Source organism: Kytococcus aerolatus, from assembly GCF_900187395.1.
GTDB lineage: Bacteria > Actinomycetota > Actinomycetes > Actinomycetales > Dermatophilaceae > Kytococcus > Kytococcus aerolatus.
On record NZ_FYEZ01000004.1, the window covers coordinates 38749 to 58748 of the forward strand.

At 71.9% G+C, this 20000-nt stretch carries 15 protein-coding genes and 1 tRNA gene; 14 read left to right on the plus strand and 2 right to left on the minus strand.

Annotated features, from left to right (window positions below):
• Positions 1 to 19 precede the first annotated feature (19 nt).
• The 6 genes from CFT82_RS11135 to pstB all read left to right on the plus strand — a co-directional run bounded on the left by CFT82_RS11135 (position 20) and on the right by pstB (position 7989).
• Positions 20 to 2683, plus strand: a complete 2664-nt coding sequence (locus CFT82_RS11135) for a DEAD/DEAH box helicase (protein WP_088819258.1) — start codon at positions 20 to 22, stop codon at positions 2681 to 2683.
• A complete protein-coding gene (locus CFT82_RS11140; protein ID WP_234994464.1) occupies positions 2680 to 3297 on the plus strand; it encodes a hypothetical protein in 618 nt (205 codons plus the stop codon). The genes CFT82_RS11135 and CFT82_RS11140 overlap by 4 nt, the downstream gene beginning before the upstream one ends.
• Before the next feature lie 350 nt (positions 3298 to 3647).
• A complete protein-coding gene (pstS, locus tag CFT82_RS11145; RefSeq protein WP_088819260.1) occupies positions 3648 to 4970 on the plus strand; it encodes a phosphate ABC transporter substrate-binding protein PstS in 1323 nt (440 codons plus the stop codon).
• A gap of 96 nt (positions 4971 to 5066) precedes the next feature.
• Positions 5067 to 6047: a phosphate ABC transporter permease subunit PstC gene (gene pstC / locus CFT82_RS11150; protein ID WP_088819261.1), complete on the plus strand. Its 981-nt coding sequence runs from the start codon at positions 5067 to 5069 to the stop codon at positions 6045 to 6047.
• A 1-nt stretch (position 6048) separates the two neighbouring features.
• Positions 6049 to 7194: a phosphate ABC transporter permease PstA gene (pstA, locus tag CFT82_RS11155; protein WP_088819262.1), complete on the plus strand. Its 1146-nt coding sequence runs from the start codon at positions 6049 to 6051 to the stop codon at positions 7192 to 7194.
• 15 nt (positions 7195 to 7209) lie between these two features.
• Complete coding sequence (gene pstB, locus CFT82_RS11160; protein WP_088819263.1) at positions 7210 to 7989, plus strand: phosphate ABC transporter ATP-binding protein PstB; 780 nt, start codon at positions 7210 to 7212, stop codon at positions 7987 to 7989.
• 85 nt (positions 7990 to 8074) lie between these two features.
• Here the strand turns inward: pstB and CFT82_RS11165 are convergent, their stop codons facing one another.
• Both CFT82_RS11165 and CFT82_RS11170 read right to left on the minus strand, forming a co-directional pair.
• Complete coding sequence (locus tag CFT82_RS11165; RefSeq protein WP_088819264.1) at positions 8075 to 8794, minus strand: PspA/IM30 family protein; 720 nt, start codon at positions 8792 to 8794, stop codon at positions 8075 to 8077.
• Between the two features lie 137 nt (positions 8795 to 8931).
• Complete coding sequence (locus CFT82_RS11170) at positions 8932 to 11007, minus strand: TPM domain-containing protein (RefSeq protein ID WP_143469633.1); 2076 nt, start codon at positions 11005 to 11007, stop codon at positions 8932 to 8934.
• Between the two features lie 168 nt (positions 11008 to 11175).
• Here CFT82_RS11170 and mfd point away from each other — a divergent pair, with 168 nt between their 5' ends.
• From mfd to CFT82_RS11210, 8 genes are all read left to right on the plus strand, one after another.
• Positions 11176 to 14724 (plus strand): transcription-repair coupling factor, encoded by a 3549-nt coding sequence (gene mfd, locus CFT82_RS11175; RefSeq protein WP_234994474.1) that lies wholly within the window; start codon positions 11176 to 11178, stop codon positions 14722 to 14724.
• Positions 14721 to 15131, plus strand: coding sequence for a MazG nucleotide pyrophosphohydrolase domain-containing protein (locus tag CFT82_RS11180; RefSeq protein ID WP_234994466.1), 411 nt, complete (start codon positions 14721 to 14723; stop codon positions 15129 to 15131). The genes mfd and CFT82_RS11180 overlap by 4 nt, the downstream gene beginning before the upstream one ends.
• A gap of 78 nt (positions 15132 to 15209) precedes the next feature.
• Positions 15210 to 16496, plus strand: coding sequence for a phosphopyruvate hydratase (gene eno, locus CFT82_RS11185; RefSeq protein WP_088819266.1), 1287 nt, complete (start codon positions 15210 to 15212; stop codon positions 16494 to 16496).
• Between the two features lie 113 nt (positions 16497 to 16609).
• Positions 16610 to 17272 carry an FtsB family cell division protein gene (locus CFT82_RS11190; protein ID WP_088819267.1) on the plus strand — a complete coding sequence of 221 codons (663 nt, stop codon included), beginning with the start codon at positions 16610 to 16612 and terminating at the stop codon, positions 17270 to 17272.
• The gene (locus CFT82_RS11195) at positions 17269 to 17808 is read left to right on the plus strand and encodes a DUF501 domain-containing protein (RefSeq protein WP_088819268.1); all 540 of its coding nucleotides are present in this window, start codon (positions 17269 to 17271) and stop codon (positions 17806 to 17808) included. Before CFT82_RS11190 ends, CFT82_RS11195 begins: the two co-directional genes overlap by 4 nt.
• Positions 17805 to 18809: a Ppx/GppA phosphatase family protein gene (locus CFT82_RS11200; RefSeq protein ID WP_234994468.1), complete on the plus strand. Its 1005-nt coding sequence runs from the start codon at positions 17805 to 17807 to the stop codon at positions 18807 to 18809. Before CFT82_RS11195 ends, CFT82_RS11200 begins: the two co-directional genes overlap by 4 nt.
• Before the next feature lie 4 nt (positions 18810 to 18813).
• A tRNA-Leu gene (locus CFT82_RS11205) sits at positions 18814 to 18888 on the plus strand.
• Positions 18889 to 19026: 138 nt separating this feature from the next.
• Positions 19027 to 19929: a Bax inhibitor-1/YccA family protein gene (locus CFT82_RS11210; protein WP_088819269.1), complete on the plus strand. Its 903-nt coding sequence runs from the start codon at positions 19027 to 19029 to the stop codon at positions 19927 to 19929.
• Positions 19930 to 20000 lie beyond the last annotated feature (71 nt).

Here is a 20000-nt window from a genome sequence, read left to right on the forward strand (position 1 = left end):
CGGTGCGATGATGGCCGCGATGTCCAGCGACCTGAGTGACCCGAGCCCCGCCCCCCGCCCCCTCGTCGACCGGCTCCCGGCCAGCACCAGCCCGGACGGCGCCGAGGTCCACGAGGCCTTCGCGCAGTGGGCGCAGGACAGCGGGATCACGCTCTATCCCCACCAGGAGGAGGCGGCGCTCGAGCTCGCCGCCGGGAGCAATGTCGTCCTGGCCACGCCGACCGGTTCCGGCAAGAGCCTCGTGGCGGTGGCCGGGCACTTCGCGGCGCTGGCCACCGACCGGGTGTCCTTCTACACGGCCCCCCTGAAGGCCCTCGTCAGCGAGAAATTCTTCGCGCTCGTGGACGCCTTCGGCGCCGAGAACGTCGGCATGATGACCGGCGACGCGGCGGTGAACCCCGACGCCCCGATCATCGCCTGCACCGCCGAGGTCCTCGCGAACATGGCGCTGCGCGAGGGATCCCGGGCGGACGTCGGCCTGGTGGTCATGGACGAGTTCCACTTCTACTCCGAGCCGGACCGCGGGTGGGCCTGGCAGGTGCCGCTGCTGGAGCTCCCGCAGGCCCAGTTCCTCCTCATGAGCGCCACCCTGGGCGACATGTCCTCCTTCGCCGAGGACCTCACCCGGCGCACCGACCGGCCCACGGCCGTGGTCGCCGGCGCCGAGCGGCCGGTGCCGCTCACCTTCGAGTGGCGCACCACCCCGCTGGAGGAGACGCTCACCGAGCTGCTCGAGACGCACCAGTCGCCGGTCTACGTCGTCCACTTCTCGCAGAAGCAGGCCGTCGAGGGAGCGCTCGCGCTGAGCGGCACGGTGAAGATCAGCGCCGAGACGAAGGCCCGCATCGCCGAGCGGCTGGCGGAGGTGCGCTTCGCCGCAGGTTTCGGCAAGACCCTGCGCACGCTGCTGCGGCAGGGCATCGGCGTCCACCACGCGGGCATGCTGCCGCGCTACCGGCGCCTCGTGGAGCAGCTGGCGCAGGCCGGGCTCCTGCAGGTGGTCGCCGGCACGGACACCCTCGGGGTCGGGATCAACGTGCCGATCCGCACGGTCCTGTTCACCGGGCTGGCGAAGTTCGACGGTTCCCGGATGCGGGTGCTGAAGTCCCGCGAGTTCCACCAGATCGCGGGCCGGGCCGGGCGGGCCGGCTTCGACACCTCGGGGCACGTGGTCGTCCAGGCGCCGCCGCACGTCATCGAGAACCTGAAGCTCGAGGAGAAGGCGGGGGACGACCCGAAGAAGCGGAAGAAGCTCGTCCGCAAGCAGCCCCCGGAGGGCTTCGTCGGGTGGACCGAGGAGACCTTCACGAAGCTCGTCGGCTCCGAGCCGGAGCCGCTGGCCAGCCGGATGCGGGTCACCCACGGCACCCTCCTCAACGTCATCCAGCGCCCGGGGGAGCCGGGGGAGGCCTGGCGCACCATGAAGCGTCTGGTCACCGACAACCACGAGACGCCCACGGGGCGGCGACGCCTCGCCCGCCGGGCCGTCGAGCTCTACCGGGGGCTGCGTGACGCCGGTGTGGTCCGGCAGGAGAAGGACCCGGAGACCGGTGTCACCCGGGTGGTCCTCGCCGACGGGGTGGGGGAGGACTTCGCCCTGAACCAGCCGCTCGCGGCCTTCGCCGTGGCGGCCGTCGAGGTGCTCGACCCCGAGTCGCCCACCTACGCCCTGGACCTCGTGAGCGTCATCGAGGCCGTGCTGGACGACCCGCGCCCGGTCCTCGTCGAGCAGCAGTTCAAGGCACGGGGGGAGGCCGTGGCCGAGATGAAGGCCGACGGCATCGAGTACACCGAGCGGATGAACCGGCTGGAGGAGATCACCTGGCCCAAGCCCTTGGAGGAGCTGCTCGAGGCGACGCTGGAGATCTACCGCCAGTCCCACCCCTACGTGGCCTTCGAGACCCTCTCCCCGAAGTCCGTGGTGCGCGACATGTACGAGAAGGGGGCCTCCTTCGGCGAGTACGTCCGCTACTACGGGCTCGCCCGCGCCGAGGGTGTGCTGCTGCGCTATCTCTCGGACGCCTGGCGGACCCTGCGCCACACCCTGCCGGAGCACGCCCACACCGAGGAGGTGGAGGAGATCATCGACTGGCTGGGGGAGGTCGTCCGCCAGACCGACTCCTCGCTCGTCGACGAGTGGACGGCGCTGGCCGGGGGCGAGCTGCCGGAGCGTCCCGACGCCGAGCCGCGCCCTGCACCGGGACCGACCGGGGTCACCGCCAACGAGCGCGCCTTCCGGGTGATGGTCCGGACGGCCATGTTCCGGCGCGTCGAGCTGGTGGCCCACGACCGCTACCAGCAGCTCGGGGAGCTCGAGGAGGCGGTGGCTGCCCTCAGCGAGCCGCCGGCACGGGTGGTGATGGATGCAGCCGCGTGGGACGACGCGCTGGGTGCCTACTACGACGAGCACGAGGACGTGGGCATCGGTCCCTCGGCCCGGGCCCCCCAGTTCTTCCAGGTGAACACCCGCCCCCTGCCGGCGGAGCTGGACGCCCTGCCGGACGGGGTGCTGACCGGCGAGCGCGCCTGGCTGGTGCGGCAGGTCATCGAGGACGCGGCCGGGGACTACGACTGGGGCATCACCGCCGTGGTGGACCTCGACGCGAGCGACCACCTGGGCGAGGCCGTGGTCCGGGCCCTCTCGATGGACGCCGGGGGTGGCTCCACCGGGGGAGGGTCGTGAGCGGGCAGCGTCCCCGCCGCCCGGCGATGCGGACCTCGCTCCAGCTCGACCAGCACGTCGGGGGCGAGGCCCCGGCCGAGACCCTGGAGGTCGCCCACGCCACCGCCCAGGTCATCGTGCACCGGGGGCGGGCCGCCGACGACCCGGAGGTGACGCGGAGGCTCGTGGAGCTCGTGGACGAGCTGGGGCTCGACGCGCTCTCCCAGCTGTGGTCCCAGCGCCCGCCGCGCAGCCTCCCGGGGGCGCTGTGGCGGCTCCACGCCCTGCGCCAGTGGGTGATCGCGCAGCCGGAGGAGGTGGCGCGCTGGTACCGCGCGGGGAGCGCGTGGGCCGAGGTGTCGCACGCGGTGGCCGGGGTGGTGGACCCGCCCGGGCCGCAGGAGGTGCGGGTGCTGGCCGACCACGTGCTGCGCGGCGTGTACGCGGGGGACCTCGCCGTCGCGCTGGAGCGTGCGGCCGCCTTCTGCCGGGTGGTGGCGGCCGGCCGGGGCGTGGAGCCCGAGGCCGACGACCTCCCGGCCGGGGAGGGTGCGCGCCGGGGGATGGCCCTCCTGGGCACGGCCGAGGATCTCGACGCCGCGGCCCGGCTCTGGCGCCGGGACCGGTTGGAGTGAGCCGGGAATAGTCGCGGAGGGTGCCCGGTTGACCCCCGTGCGCACCGGTCCGTCGGTAGCCCCGGGCTCCACCCTTCGCCGCCACGAGCGGCCGCACGCCGAGAGGCGCTCCACGGGCCGGTGCGTCCCTGCCGTCGGGCGGGGAGGGGGCGGGTGCGGGTCATATCACGCGTCGCGGGGATCCCACGGGGCTGTGCACGGGATGGTCGCCAAGTGTTCACTCGCAGTTCATCGTAAGTGGCCTTGGCGTCACCTCGGGCGGCCTACTGTGTGACGTGCGGCTTATGCCGTGGTCTGCGGCAGGACATGCGCTTCGGACCAACACTTGCGTCTCGTGAAAGGTCCCTCTCGTGAAGATCAACCGCATCGGTTCCCTGGTGGCTCTGACCGCCGCCTCCTCCCTGACCCTGGTTGCCTGCGGCGGTGACGCTGAGGAGACCGGGGAGTCGGCCACCTCCGCCGCCGAGTCCCCCGCCGAGGGTGAGGGCGAGGAGTCCCCCGCCGAGGGTGAGGGCGAGGAGTCCCCCGCCGAGGGTGAGGGCGAGGAGTCCCCCGCCGAGGGTGAGGGCGAGGAGTCCCCCGCCGAGGGTGAGGGCGAGGAGTCCCCCGCCGAGGGTGAGGGCGAGGAGTCCCCCGCCGAGGGTGAGGGCGAGGAGGGCGCCGCTGGCGGCTCCTACCCCGAGTACAAGCCGGCCGAGGGCCTCTCCGGCGACCTCAAGGGCGTCGGTTCCTCCGCCCAGGAGGCTGCCGTCAAGGCCTGGATCTCCGGTTACAACGAGCAGCAGTCCGGTGTGACCGTCAACTACTCGCCCGACGGCTCCGGTGCCGGTGTCGAGCAGTTCCTCGGTGGGGCCACCCCGTGGGCCGGCTCCGACGTCGCCCTGGACGACGAGGAGATGGAGAAGGCCAAGAAGGTCTGCGGTGACGAGGGGGCCATGAACCTCCCGGCCTACATCTCGCCGATCGCCATCGCCTACAACCTCGAGGGTGTCGACGAGCTGAAGCTCAAGCCGGAGACCATCGCCAAGATCTTCAACGGCGACATCGAGAAGTGGAACGACGAGGCCATCGCCGCCGACAACGAGGGTGTCGAGCTCCCGGACCAGGAGATCACCGTCGTCCACCGCTCGGACGAGTCCGGTACCACCGCCAACTTCCAGGACTACCTGGTGGACGCCGCCGGTGACGCCTGGCCGCACGAGTCCTCCAAGGAGTGGCCGGCCAGCGGTGAGGGTGCCAAGGGCACCTCCGGTGTGGTGAGCACCGTCCAGGGCACCCCGGGGACCATCGGCTACGCCGACGCCTCCGCGATCGGCCAGCTGAACACCGTCCACGTGGGCGTCGGCGAGGAGTTCGTCGAGTACTCCCCGGAGGCCGCCGCCAAGGTCGTCGACGGCTCCGAGCCGGTCGAGGGCCGCCCGGAGGGTGACCTCGCGCTGGAGCTCAACCGTGAGGCCGAGGGCGCCTACCCGGTCGTCCTGGTGGCCTACGAGGTCGTCTGCAAGCAGTACGACAAGGCCGAGGACGCGGACAATGTCAAGGACTTCCTGACCTACGTCGCCTCCGAGGAGGCCCAGCAGAAGGCCGCCGACGAGGCCGGTTCCGCACCGATCTCCGCGGACACCGCCGCCAAGATCGCCAAGTCGGTCGAGAGCATCTCGGCCAAGGGCTGACGCCCCACCACCTGACCGAGGGGGCCGCGCACGTGGTGCGGTCCCCTCGGTCGTGGTTCCCCCTCTATCCACCCTCCATCAAGGAGAACGAAAGACATGGCTGACGCACAGCCCCCCAGTGCTGACGGGGCGACCGTGCTCTCCGAGGGACCGGGTGAGCCCCGCGGGGCGGCTCCTGCCGCGCCCGTGAAGGGGGCCAGTACGGGACGCCTTGGGGACAAGATCTTCTCCGGACTCTCCGTGGGTTCGGGCATCGCGATCGCGGTGATCCTCGCTCTGGTCGCCCTGTTCCTCATCCGTGAGGCCTGGCCGATCTTCCAGGAGCCGGAGGCGGCCGGTTCCGATGGCTTCTGGCAGCTCGCGCTCCACCTCCTCGGGGGCACGCTGCTCGCTTCGGCCTTCGCGATGCTCATCGCCGTGCCGGTCGCGGTCGGCATCGCCCTGTTCATCTCCCACTACGCCCCGCCGAAGATCGCGAAGTCGCTCGGTTTCGTCATCGACCTGCTGGCCGCCATCCCCTCGGTGATCTTCGGTCTGTGGGGATACATGACCTTCGCCCCGAAGCTCGTGCCGCTCTACGAGTGGCTCGAGGAGAACCTGGGCTTCATTCCGCTCTTCGAGGACGCCTCCACCACCGGGCGTGTGCTGCTGACGGCCTCGATCGTCCTGGCCATCATGATCCTGCCGATCATCACCTCGGTCGCCCGCGACGTCTTCCAGCAGGTTCCCCGGGGCCACGAGGAGGCCTCGCTGGCCCTCGGTGCCACGAAGTGGGAGATGATCAAGCAGGCCGTGCTGCCCTTCGGCTGGCCCGGTGTCATCGGTGGCGCCATGCTCGGGTTGGGGCGTGCTCTCGGTGAGACCATGGCCGTCGCCATGATCCTCGCCCCGCGCGATGAGTTCCAGTGGAACGTCATCGGCTCGGGCAACTTCCCGATCCCCGCCTACATCGCCCTGAACTTCCCGGACGCCACCGGGTTGAAGGTGAGCACTCTCATCGCGCTGGGCCTCGTGCTCTTCGTGCTGACGCTCGTCGTCAACCTGTTCGCGCGCTGGATCGTCGAGCGGAGGAACTGACATGAGCACTTCCGTCAAGGACCGAGAGGTCGTCTCGCAGGGCGACCAGGGGCCCGAGATGCCCCAGCTGGACTACAACCAGATCAAGCCCGCGTCGAAGACGTTGTGGGCCCTGATCCTGCTCGGCAGCGCTGCCGTGGCAGCTGCCCTCATGGCCCTGATCGGTTGGAACGTCGCCCTGTGGGTCGTCGCCACGATGGTGATCTTCCTGGTCGCCGTCTACGTCGGCTACCGCGTCACCTCCGGCCACCGGCAGGGGCTCGACCAGGTGGTCCGAGCCCTCATCTACACGGCCTTCGCGCTGGCGGTCATCCCGCTGGTCTGGCTGCTGTGGACGGTGTTCAGCAACGCGATCCCGCCGTTGCTGGCCAACCCGAACATGCTCACCGAGGACATGTACGCGATCTCCGGTGGGGTCGATGAGACGCGCGTCGAGGAGGGCGGCGGCCTGGTCGGCGGCATGAAGCACGCCCTCATCGGGACGGTGCTCATCACCCTGATCGCCTCGATCATCTCGATCCCGATCGGTGTGATGGCCGCCATCTACCTGGTGGAGTACGGCACCAACGGCTGGTTCAGCAGGACCCTGCGCTTCCTGGTGGACGTCATGACCGGTGTCCCCTCGATCGTCGCCGGTCTGTTCGCCTTCGCGCTGTTCTCGATGCTCTTCGGACCGGGCACCAAGATGGGTATCGCCGGCGCGGTCGCCCTGTGCGTGCTCATGATCCCGATCGTGGTCCGCAACTCCGAGGAGATGCTGCGCGTCGTCTCGCGGGACCTGCGCGAGTCGGCGCTGGCCCTCGGGGTGCCGAAGTGGCGCGTCATCACCAAGATCGTGCTGCCCACCGCGGCCGCCGGTCTGGCCTCGAGCGTCTTCCTCGGTGTCGCCCGAGTGATCGGTGAGACGGCGCCGCTGCTGGTGGCGGCCGGCTACAACGCCGCGACCAACTGGAACCCCTTCGAGGGCCCGATGAACTCGCTCGCGTTCTTCGGATACCAGCTGTTCCAGTACCCGCTGAACCCCGGGTACCCTGACCCCAGTTACGAGCGGTCGTGGATCGCGGTGTTCTTGCTCGTGATGCTGGTGCTGATCCTGAACCTGATCGCCCGAGCGGTGGCAGCGGCCCTGGCTCCCAAGAAGAGCTGACCCCGAGGAGAGACTTTGTCCAAGCGAATCGAACTCAAGGACCTGAACATCTTCTACGGCGACTTCCGTGCCGTGGAGGATGTCAACATGGTCATCGAGCCACGCACGGTGACGGCCTTCATCGGCTCCTCCGGTTGTGGCAAGTCCACCGTGCTGCGGACGCTGAACCGCATGCACGAGGTCATCCCCGGCGCACGCGTCGAGGGCAACGTCTACATGGACGACCAGCCGCTCTACGGCAAGAACATCGACCCGGTCGAGGTCCGCCGTCAGGTCGGCATGGTCTTCCAGAAGCCGAACCCCTTCCCGACCATGTCGATCCGTGAGAACGTGCTGGCCGGCGTCACGCTGAACGCCAAGCGCCTCTCGAAGTCGGACGCCGACAACCTGGTCGAGGCCTCCCTGCGCGGTGCCAACCTCTGGAACGAGGTCAAGGACCGTCTGGACAAGCCGGGCGCCGGCCTCTCCGGTGGTCAGCAGCAGCGTCTGTGCATCGCCCGTGCGGTCGCCGTCCAGCCGGACGTGCTCCTCATGGACGAGCCCTGCTCGGCGCTCGACCCGATCTCGACCCTGGCCGTGGAGGACCTCATCCACGAGCTCAAGGAGCAGTACACGGTCGTCATCGTGACGCACAACATGCAGCAGGCGACGCGCGTCTCCGACCGCACCGCCTTCTTCAACATCGAGGGCACCGGCAAGCCGGGCAAGCTCATCGAGTACGGCGACACGAAGCAGATCTTCGAGAACCCGACGCACCAGGAGACCGAGGACTACGTGTCCGGCCGCTTCGGCTGATCGACACTCCCCCGGGTCCACGAGGAGGCCCCCACCGCATCGCGGTGGGGGCCTCCTCGTGCGTTGGGGCAGGTGCCCCGCAGGATCAGGCCTGCTTGTTCTTCAGAGTGGCCAGACGGGCCTCGACCTCGGTGGACTTGGAGGAGTCCTCGAGCTGCTCGAACTGTCCCTCCAGGGTGGCCGCCTGGGCCTCCTGGCGGCCCTGGGCGAGGGCCTCCTGACGACGGACCTTCTCCTCGAAGCGGCCGAGCTCGGAGGACGGGTCGAGGATGGAGATGGACCCCATGGCGTCGCTGACCTGGGCCTGGGCGTCGGCCGTCTTGGCGCGGGCCACCAGGGTGTCGCGGCGGGACTTCAGGTCGTCCAGCTTGGAGCGCATCTCCACCAGGCCCTGCTTGAGGGTCTCGACGGTCTGGCGCTGCTGGGTGACCATCGGCTCGGCCTGCTGGGCGTCGCTCTCGGCGCCGATCTGCTTCTCCAGGGCGGCCTTGGCGAGGTTGTCGAACTTGTCGGCCTCGGCGGCCTGGCCGGCGGCGCGCAGGCGGTCGGCCTCGGTGGAGGCGGCGGCGGCCTTCTGGCCCCAGTCCTCGGCGACCTTCTTGTCCTGCTCGTAGTCCTCCTCGGCCATGCGCAGGCTGGCGATGGTCTGGGCCACGGCCTCCTCGGCGTCGGCGATGGCGTTGGTGTAGTCGCGCACCATCTGGTCGAGCATCTTCTCCGGGTCCTCGGCGCGGTCGAGGATGGCGTTGATGTTGGCGCGTGCCAGCGTAGTCATGCGGCCGATGATCGTCTGCTTCTGGACCATGGTGTCCTGCCCTTCTGCCGCGGGTGCGGCGGTGGATTCCCTTGCAGTCTGCCGGGGTGACGGGCGTTTCGCCAACCGGGACCGAGCGGCCCCACAGGGGGGGGTCCGGCGCCTGCTCGGCAGGGGGTGCAGCCGGCTCAGAAGCGTCCGCCGCCGCTGAAGCCACCGCCCCCCAGGCCCCCGCCGAAGCCGCCTCCGCCGAAGCCTCCGCCGCCGCCTCCGCCGAAGCCGCCGGAGAGGATGCCGCCGAGGATCAGCGATCCCATGTCGATCCCGCCCACCTGGCGGCCGCCGTAGCCGCCGCCGGGCCCGAAGGGACCCTGGGTCATGTCGTTCTCGGCCTCGCGGCGGGCGGACTCGATGAGCGGCTCAGCCTGGTCGAGCAGGGCTGCGGCACCTGCCGGGTCCTCGCCCAGACGATGCTGGGCCTCGTCGAGGAGGCGGCCGGCCTCGGAGATCTCGGTGCGGGCACGCCCTCCCACCGAGCCGCGACGGGTGCGGATGAACTCGTCGACGCTGGCGTGGGCGGCGCGGAGTCGGGCCAGGCGCTGGCTCACGGTGCCGGTGACCTTCTGCCGGTGCTCGTCGGCGCTGCGGGCCGGCTCCAGGGCGGCGTCGATGGCGGCCTCCGCGGCCTCCAGCTCCGCCAGGGCGGCCAGCGGGTCCCCGCCGTTGCGGCTCGCCTCACCCTGGGCGATGGCCTGCTCGGCGCGGGCCACCAGGGGCTGCAGGGCTCCGTCGGAGGGGGCCAGCCGGTGCGCGTCGGCGATGTCCGCGGAGATCGAGCCGATGGCCCGGGCCAGCTCCTGGGAGGCGTTCTCCAGAGTGGCCCGGGCGTCGTCCACCTGGTCGAGCAGGTCGCTGGCCTGGCCGAGCGCGTCCTCCCCGGTGCGGGCGGCGGTCACGGCGGTGCGCTTGTCCTGCTTCTCCAGCGCAGCCTGGCCGTTGAGGCCGCTCTGCCGTGCCGAGGTGATCAGCCGCTCGGCCTGCTCGATGTTGCCGCTGACCGTGGCCAGGGCGGTCGGGGCGAAGGACACCTCGAGCGCGCGGAGCTGCTCGCGGGCACCGGGGAGGCGGGCCTCCACCTCGCCCGCACGCTGGTCGATCCCGGCGAGCACCTCGGGGGCCCGGGACTCCAGGTCCCGCAGGCGGTCGAACTTCTCGCTCTGCGCGTCGAGGATGTCCAGCGCCTCCTGCGCCAGGGCGTTGATGCGGGTGAGGGAGGCCCGGACGCCCCCCTCGTCGGCCCGGCCGCCGCGCACCGCGTCGTCCAGCTGCTGCTTGAGGGAGAAGGCCTCCGAGGCCCGGCCCCGGGCCTCCTTCACGGCCTGCTCGAACTCGCCCGTGGCCTGGGCGCCGAACTGGGCGCGAGAGTAGCGGACCTCCTCGTCGGAGGAACGCACCGCGTCGTCCACGCGCACGAGCAGCTCGGAGGCCTGGTTCTGCAGGTCGGCGGTGGGGACCGGGGCCCCACCGGGGGCCGGTGCCGGCGAGCCCGTCGCCCGGGCCGGGCGACGGCCCAGCCCGCGCAGCATGGCCAGCGCACCGCCGAGCACGGGCAGACCGAGGAGCCACAGCATCCAGCTGCCGCCGCCCAGACCGCTCGACCCGTTGGACCCGCCCGCCCCCGAGGAGCCCGCGCCCTCCCCGGCGCGCCCCTCGGCGACGTCGGTGATGCCCTCCACGGTGCCGGAGACCGCGCCGTCCCAGTCCTCCTGGGCCAGGGCGGGCTCGATGTACTCGCGACGCAGGGTGGCGCCGTCGGCCTGGGAGAGGGTGCCGGTGCCGCCGTAGGTCGTGTAGGACCGGTCCTCCACGGCGACGGCCAGGAGCACGTCGTCGGAGCCCATCCCGGAGGCGTCGAAGGTGTCGCGGCCCCACTGGTCGGAGGAGCCGTCGAAGCTGTCCACGAAGACCGCGAAGACCTGGACGCCGTGCTCCTGCTGCAGGCGGTCGATCTCCTCCTGGAGGCCCTCGGGGTCCTCCAGGACGCCGGCCTCGTCGGTGATCTCGTCACGCAGGTTCATCGGCTCCGCCGCCGGGAGCGCCCCCAGGGCGCCCGTCGCCCGGGCGGGTGCGGAACCGGTCGGTCCGTGCGCCGCGGTCGACGGGCTCGCACCTCCCAGGAGCGCGGCGCCGCACGCCACGAGGACGGCGGAGGTACGCAGAGGGGTGGAGAGGAGGTGGGGACGGAGCTGCTCGGAAGTGACCACGGGCCGATCCTCACCGGTTCCTCGGACGGACGCAACACAGTGTCCGTGGTGGGTGTCGGCGGCGAGCCCTACCCTTGGCGGGTGCCCCGAGACGCCTCCACCCAGCCCGAGACCACCCCCGCGCCGGCCGAGGAGACCCCGCCGCCGCTGGCGCCCCTGCTCGACACCGTGCTCACCGATCCCCGGATCGCACGGGTGCTGGAGATCCACGAGCGGGGGGACGTGGACGTCGACCTGACCGCCGTGCCCGGCGTGCGGCCGTGGGTCGCGGCCGCCCTGAGCACCCGGACGGCTCCCACCGGCGGGGTGGTCGCGCTGGTGACCGCGACCGGCCGGGAGGCCGACGACTTGGCGGCCAGTCTGCGCTCGGTGCTGCCCCCGGCCTCGGTGGTCTCTTTCCCCAGCTGGGAGACCCTGCCCCACGAGCGGCTCAGCCCCCGCAGCGACACGGTCGGCCAGCGTCTGGCCGTGCTGCGCCGGCTGGCGCACCCCGACCAGACCGACCACGCCGGCCCGGTCCGGGTGCTCATCGCCTCCGTGCGCTCCCTGCTGCAACCGCTGCCCGCCGGGCTGGGGGAGCTCGAACCGGTGACCGTGCAGGCCGGGGACGAGGTCGAGCTGGAGTCGGTGGCCGAGGCCCTGGTGGCCGCTGCCTACACGCGGACCGACCTCGTGGAGAAGCGCGGTCAGTTCGCGGTGCGCGGCGGCATCCTCGACGTCTTCCCGCCCACCGAGGAGCACCCGCTGCGGCTGGAGTTCTGGGGCGACGAGGTGGAGGAGATCCGGTGGTTCCGGGTGGCCGACCAGCGCTCCCTGGAGGTGGCCGAGGGCGGGCTGTGGGCCCCGCCCTGCCGCGAGCTGCTCCTCACCGACGCCGTCCGGGAGCGGGCCGCCGGCCTGGTGGAGGAGCTCCCCGGGGTGGCCGACATGCTCGAGTCCATCGCCGCGGGCGTGGCCGTGGAGGGCATGGAGTCGCTCACCCCGGTGCTCGTGGACCGGATGGTCAGCCTGGTCGACCTCCTGCCGGAGGGCTCCCGCCTCCTGCTCAGCGACCCGGAGCGTCTGCGGACGCGGGCCGCCGACCTCGTGAACACCTCGCAGGAGTTCCTCACCGCCGGCTGGGCCTCGGCGGCCGCCGGGGGCGACGTCCCGGTCGACCTCGCGCAGGCGCTGGGGGAGGGCGCCTACCGGGAGCTCTCCGAGCTGCGCCAGCAGGCGCTGGAGTCCGGGGTCGGCTGGTGGGCCCTCTCGCCCTTCGCCCCCGACCTGGACACCCTCGAGGACGACTCCACCCACCTCGCCCTGGACGCGCGGGAGGTGCCGCCCTACCGCGGGGAGCCGGAGAAGGCCGTGCAGGACGTCCGGGCCGCCCTCGCCGCCGGACAGCGGGTGGTGCTCCTCACCGAGGGGCCGGGCCTGGCCAAGCGCCTCGTGGAGCTGCTGGGGGAGGACGAGGTCCCGGCCCGGCTTGTGCCCGCCACCGGGGCCGAGGCCCCCTCCGCCCCGGTGGCCGAGGTGTGCACCGCCCCCTGGGGGCCGGGCGTGGTCCTCCCCTCGCTGGGGACCGGCCTCACCCTGGTCTCCGAGCAGGACCTCACCGGGCAGGCCGTCAAGGGGTCCACCAAGGACATGCGGCGGATGCCCTCCCGGCGCCGCAAGATGGTCGATCCGCTGCAGCTCAACCCGGGCGACTTCATCGTCCACGAGCAGCACGGGGTGGGGCGCTTCGTGGAGATGGTGCAGCGCACCGTCGGCGGGGCCACCCGGGAGTACCTGGTGGTGGAGTACGCCTCCTCCAAGCGCGGCCAGCCGGGGGACCGGCTCTTCGTGCCGACCGACCAGCTCGACCAGATCACCCGCTACGTCGGGGGCGAGGCGCCCAGCCTGAACCGCCTCGGCGGGGCGGACTGGACGAAGACCAAGAACCGGGCCCGCAAGCACGTCAAGCAGATCGCGAACGAGCTCATCCAGCTCTACTCGGCCCGCATGGCCACCCAGGGGCACGCCTTCGGGGGCGACACCCCCTGGCAGCGGGAGCTCGAGGACGCCTTCGCCCACGTCGAGACCTCCGACCAGCTCTCCAGCATCGACGAGGTGAAGGCCGACATGGAGAAGCCGGTGCCCATGGACCGGCTGATCTGTGGCGACGTGGGCTACGGGAAGACCGAGATCGCGGTGCGGGCCGCCTTCAAGGCCGTCCAGGACGGCAAGCAGGTGGCGGTGCTCGTGCCGACCACCCTGCTGGTCAAGCAGCACACGCAGACCTTCGCCGAGCGCTACCAGCAGTTCCCGGTCACCGTGAAGGACCTGTCCCGGTTCACCAGCGAGGCGGACGCCGAGGAGACCCTCGCCGGGCTGCAGTCCGGCGACGTGGACGTTGTCATCGGCACCCACCGCCTGCTCTCCTCCTCGGTCCGCTTCAAGGACCTCGGCCTGGTGATCATCGACGAGGAGCAGCGCTTCGGGGTGGAGCACAAGGAGCAGCTCAAGACCCTCCGCACCGCCGTGGACGTGCTGGCGATGTCCGCCACCCCGATCCCGCGCACCCTGGAGATGGCGGTGACGGGCATCCGGGAGATGTCCACGCTGGCCACCCCGCCGGAGGAGCGGCACCCGGTCCTGACCTACGTGGGGGCCTACGAGGAGAAGCAGATCGCCGCCGCCATCCGTCGCGAGCTGCTCCGGGACGGGCAGGTCTTCTTCGTCCACAACAAGGTCGCGAGCATCGACAAGCTGGCCTCCCGGCTGCGGGAGCTGGTGCCCGAGGCCCGGGTGGAGGTGGCCCACGGCCAGATGGGCGAGCAGCGCCTGGAGCGGGTCGTCACGGACTTCTGGGAGCGGCAGTTCGACGTGCTCGTCTCCACGACGATCGTGGAGACCGGTCTGGACATCCCCAACGCCAACACCCTCATCGTCGACCGGGCGGACACCTTCGGCCTCTCCCAGCTGCACCAGCTCCGGGGCCGTGTCGGGCGAGGGCGGGAGCGGGCCTACGCCTACTTCCTCTACCCGCCGGAGAAGCCGCTCACCGAGACCGCCCACGACCGGCTGCGCACCATCGCCAGCCACACCGACCTCGGTGCCGGCATGCAGGTGGCTATGAAGGACCTCGAGATCCGGGGCGCCGGCAACCTGCTGGGCGGGGAGCAGTCCGGCCACATCGCGGGGGTCGGTTTCGACCTCTACGTGCGGATGGTCGGGGAGGCCGTGGCCCGCGCGAAGTCCGGCGAGGCCGAGGACACCGGTCCGGCCGAGGTGAAGATCGAGCTGCCGGTCGACGCCCACCTGCCGCACGACTACGTGCCCGGGGAGCGCCTGCGCCTGGAGATCTACAAGAAGCTGGCCGCGGTCAAGGACGACGCCGAGCTGGCCGAGATCATCGCCGAGGTCCGGGACCGCTACGGCAAGGAGCCCGAGCCGGTCGAGGCCCTCTTCGAGGTCGCGCGGCTGCGCACGCTGGCCCGCCGGGCCGAGGTCACCGACATCTCGGCGATGGGCTCCAAGATCCGCTTCGCCGGGGTGGAGCTGCGGGAGTCGCAGGAGCTGCGTCTGCTCCGGATCTACCCGGGGACCGTCGTGAAGCCCGCGCTGGGGGTGATCCTCGTGCCGACCCCGAAGACCGCCAAGGTGGGTGGACAGCCGCTGCGGGGCGCCGAGGTGCTCGCCTGGGCGGCCCAGCTGCTGCGTGCCGTGCTCCTCGACGAGGTGGCGGGGTGACCGCGCCGGGGGCCTCCCTGACCCGCGTCGTAGAGCTCATGGCCCGGCTGCGCGGGCCGGAGGGCTGCCCCTGGCACCGGGAGCAGACGCACGAGTCGCTGGCCCCCTACGCGGTGGAGGAGGCCCACGAGACCCGGGAGGCCATCGCCGAGGGGGATCCGGACCATCTCGCGGAGGAGCTCGGTGACCTGCTCTGGCAGGTGGTCGTCCACGCCCAGCTCGCGTCCGAGGCCGGGCAGTTCGACATCGACGACGTGGTGAGCACCCTGGAGGCGAAGGTCCTGCGCCGCCACCCGCACGTCTTCGACCCCGCCGTCCCGAACGTCGCCACCGCCGCCGAGGTGTACCCCATCTACCGGGCGGCCAAGGCCCGCGAACGGGCGGAGCAGGCCCGGGACACCCAGTAGGCTCACCGTGGCCGGGCACAGCGAGGTGCACGGCACCGGACTGGTCCGGCACGTCCCAGCACCCACAAGGAGCGAACGTTGGCACTCATCGAAGGCATCCACGCCCGCGAGATCCTGGACTCCCGCGGCAACCCCACGGTCGAGGTCGAGATCATCCTGGAGGACGGCTCGGTCTCCCGGGCCGCGGTCCCCTCCGGTGCCTCCACCGGCCAGTTCGAGGCCGTCGAGCGCCGTGACGGCGACAAGGGCCGGTACCTCGGCAAGGGCGTGACCCAGGCGGTCGAGGCGGTCATCGAGGAGATCGCCCCCCGCCTGCTCGGCGAGGAGGCCTCGGACCAGCGCCGCATCGACACCGAGATGTTCGCCCTCGACGGGACCGACAACAAGGCCGAGCTGGGTGCCAACGCGATCTTGGGCGTCTCCCTGGCCGTGGCCGGTGCCGCCGCCGCGAGCGCCGACCTGCCGCTCTTCCGCTACGTCGGTGGCCCCAACGCGCACGTCCTGCCGGTGCCGATGATGAACATCCTCAACGGTGGTTCGCACGCCGACACCAATGTGGACATCCAGGAGTTCATGATCGCCCCGATCGGCGCCCCGACCTTCGGGGAGTCGCTGCGCTGGGGCGCGGAGGTCTACCACGCGCTGAAGGCCGTGCTCAAGGAGAAGGGCCTGTCCACCGGGCTCGGGGACGAGGGTGGCTTCGCCCCCAACCTGGACTCCAACCGTGCCGCCCTGGACCTCATCCTCGAGGCCATCGAGAAGGCCGGCTACACCGCGGGCAAGGACATCGCCCTGGCCCTGGACGTGGCCGCCAGCGAGTTCTGCGAGGGCGGGAAGTACACCTTCGAGGGCGAGGCCAAGGACGCCGCCGCGATGGTCGACTACTACGCCGAGCTCGTGGAGGCCTACCCGCTGGTCTCCATCGAGGACCCGCTGGACGAGGAGGACTGGGAGGGCTGGAAGCTCATCACCGAGCGCCTGGGCGACCGGGTCCAGCTGGTGGGCGACGACCTGTTCGTCACCAACCCGGAGCGCCTGCAGCGCGGCATCGATGAGAAGGCCGGCAACTCGCTGCTGGTCAAGGTCAACCAGATCGGCTCGCTCACCGAGACCCTGGACGCCGTCTCGCTGGCCGCCCGCAACGGCTACACCTCGATGATGTCCCACCGTTCCGGGGAGACCGAGGACGTGACCATCGCGCACCTGGCCGTGGCCACCAACTGCGGTCAGATCAAGACCGGCGCCCCGGCTCGCTCCGAGCGCGTCGCGAAGTACAACGAGCTGCTCCGCATCGAGGAGGAGCTCGACGACGCGGCGGTCTACGCCGGCGCCGGCGCCTTCCCGCGCTTCACGCCGAAGGGCTGACCCGCCCTGATCCGCGGGCCGCGACGCCCGTGCCCCCGGCCCGGCACCCTGCGTGGGTGCCGGGCCGGTGTGCCTCTGCGAGGGGCGGCGAGGACGTGTCGGAGAATGGGGGCATGCCCCAGCGACCCACCCCCGGCCGGGACCCCCGGCGGGGCTCCGCGTCGCCCGCCGGCTCCTCGCTGCTCCAGCAGGCGCCCTGGCGGGCGCTCGGGCTGCTCGCGGCCCTGGCCCTGGCGGCCTGGATCGTCATCCCGCCCTTCGCCGGGTGGTGGACGCAGCGGGCCCAGATCGCGGAGGTCCGGGCGCAGGCCGAGCAGGAGGACCGGGCCGCCGACGAGCTCGTCGAGGAGCGCCGGAGGCTCCAGGACGACGCGCACGTCCGGGAGGTGGCCCGGGCGCGGCTGGACTACGCCGAGCCGGGGGAGCGGCGCTACCACGTGCTGACCAGCGGTGAGATCCGTCCGGACGACGCCGAGGACGTGCCGGACGCGGAGGATCGCGCCTGGTACGACACCGTGTGGGGCAGCATCGAGGACGCTGGCGCCGGGGTGGCCGAGGAGCCCGGGACCTCCGAGGACGAGCCGCCCGGTGAGGCCCCCTCCTCGGGATCCAGCGGTTCCGGCGCCTCCGGGGAGCCCACGGAGGGCCGCGAGGTGGACGAGGAGATCCCCGAGGGCGTGCCCAGCCTCATCACCGACGACGACTTCGACCCCGAGGACATCCCGTCCTCCGACCTGGGGGAGACCGAGACCCCGACCGTGGAAGGTGCGCAGTGATCGACGACCTGAGCTTCGAGGGGCCGCAGCCCCCGACCGACGAGGACCTCGCCGTGGTCGAGGGCCAGCTGGGCCGCCTCCCGCGCGGGGTGGTCTCGGTGGCCCACCGCTGCCCGTGCGGCTGCCCGACCGTGGTGCAGACCGAGCCCCGCCTGCCGGACGGCACGCCCTTCCCGACGACCTTCTACGCCACCTGCCCCAGGCTGACCGGGGCGATCTCCACCCTGGAGACCACCGGGCTCATGGCCGAGATGACCGAGCGGCTGGGGCAGGACCCCGAGCTGGCCGCGGCCTACACCGCCGCCCACGAGCACTACCTGGCGGCACGCCGTGCGCTGGGCGTGGTGGAGGAGATCGACCACGTGAGCGCCGGGGGGATGCCCACGCGCGTGAAGTGCCTCCACGTGCTCGTGGCGCACTCGCTGGCCGCCGGCCCGGGCGTGAACCCGCTCGGGGACGAGGCCCTCGAGGCGCTCGATCCGTGGTGGCACGCCGGGTGCTGCACGGACGCCATCGCGGCCCGGAGCGAGGCGTGAGCGGCGGGGCCGGCCGGTTGCCGGGCGCTCGTCGCGTCGCCGCGGTCGACTGCGGGACGAACTCGATCCGGCTGCTCGTCCTGGAGCTGGCCCCGGGGTCGGACGGCGAGCTCGTGCCCGGGGAGCAGCTGCACCGGGAGAACCGGATCGTGCGCCTCGGCCAGGGGGTCGACGCGACCGGCCGGATCGCCCCGGAGGCGATGGAGCGCACCGTGGCCGCCGCGGCCGACTACGCGGCGATCTGTCGCACCCACGCGGTCGAGGCGGTGCGCTTCGTGGCCACCTCGGCCTCCCGGGACGCGGAGAACTCCGGGGAGTTCACCGAGCGGGTGCGTGAGGCCTTCGCCCCGCACGGCTTCGACGTGCGCCCGGAGGTCATCTCCGGGGACGAGGAGGCCGCCCTGTCCTTCCTCGGCGCCACCGGTCCGCTGCGGGCCAGCGGGGTGGAAGGGCCGCTGCTCGTGGTGGACCTCGGCGGTGGGTCCACCGAGTTCGTCCTCGGCACCGAGACCGTGACCGCAGCCCGCTCGGTGGACATGGGCTCGGTGCGCATCACCGAGCGCTTCCTGGCCTCCGACCCGCCGTGCGAGGACGAGATCGCGGCGGCCGCGGCGGAGATCACCCGGGGCATCGACGAGGCCGCGCAGGCGGTGGACCTCTCGGCCGTCCGCGCCCTGGTCGGCGTGGCCGGGACGATCACGACGACCACCGCCCACGCCCTGGACCTGCCCACCTACGACCGGGCGCGCATCCACGGGGTGCGGCTGCCGGTGGAGCAGGCGGTGGAGGCTGCCGCCGACCTGCTGGCCCGCAGCCGGGCCGAGCGTGGCGAGCTGCCCTACCTGCACCCGGGCCGGATCGACGTCATCGGGGCAGGGGCCCTCGTCTGGCGGATGGTTGTGGAGCGCGTGGCGGCGGAGAGCGGTCTCACCGAGGTGGTCGTCAGCGAGTCGGACATCCTGGACGGCACCGCCCTGGACCTGGCCCGGCGTCTATCCTGAACGGGCCCTCGTGGCCCAACTGGCAGAGGCAGGCCCCTTAAAAGGGCTCCAGGTGCGGGTTCGAGTCCCGTCGAGGGCACGAGGCGCCGCGGGTGCTCAGGGGACGGCGGAGGGCCCTCGTGGGGGAGTCGTGCCGGGCCCGGGGGGAATGGCCGGGCCCGGAGGGTGGTTGACTTCCCCTGACGGGCGGCGCCGTGCCGTTCAGAGGAGGAACCCCATGGCTTTCAACCCCGCCATCAACAAGATCGAGAAGGACAGTCGGCAGTCGGGCTACGCCGGCTTCGACCAGCAGCCCCAGTTCGGCCAGTACGCCCAGCCCCAGCAGGGCCAGGCCCAGCCGCAGTACGGGCAGTACGCGCAGACCGCGTCGGCCGGCTACGCGCAGCAGTCCCAGCAGCAGTACGACCAGCTTCAGCAGGCCCAGTACGCGCCGCAGATGGGCGGCCCGACCGGTGGTGCGGGTCGGCTGACCCTGGACGACGTGCTCGTGAAGAGCGCGGTCCTCTTGGGCCTGGTGCTGGCCGTCGCGGCCGGGACCTGGGTGGCCGTCGGTGCCCTGCCCGGCGTGGCCATGCCGATCTGGCTGCTCGGCATGTTCGGCTCGCTGGCCCTCAGCCTGGCCATCGGCTTCATGAAGACCGTCAACGTGCCGCTCATCCTGCTGCACGCCGTGCTCCAGGGCGCCTTCATCGGCGCGATCTCCGTGACCTTCGAGGCGAGCTACCCCGGCATCGTCATCGCGGCCCTCACGGCGACGATCGGCACCTTCGTCGTCATGCTGGTGACCTGGAAGATGGGTCTGGTCAAGGTCACCAGCCGCTCCATGCGCATCTTCTCGCTCATGGCGCTGGGCTACCTGGCCTTCCTGCTCATCAACCTGGGTCTGGCGTGGTTCGGCGTCTTCAACGCCTACGACAGCCCGTTCGGCTGGATCATCGGACTCTTCGGTGTCGGCATGGCCGCCTACTCGCTGGCCATCGACTTCGAGTCCATCAAGCGCGGTGTCGCCTCCGGCCTGCCCGAGAAGTACTCCTGGCTGATGGGGCACGGCCTCGTCGCCTCGCTGGTGTGGCTGTACATCGAGTTCCTGCGCCTGCTGTCCATCCTCCGCTCGGAGTGACGCGGATCGCCGCCCCGGATCACCCGGTGCGCTGAACGCAGCGAAGGGCCCCACCCGCACGGGTGGGGCCC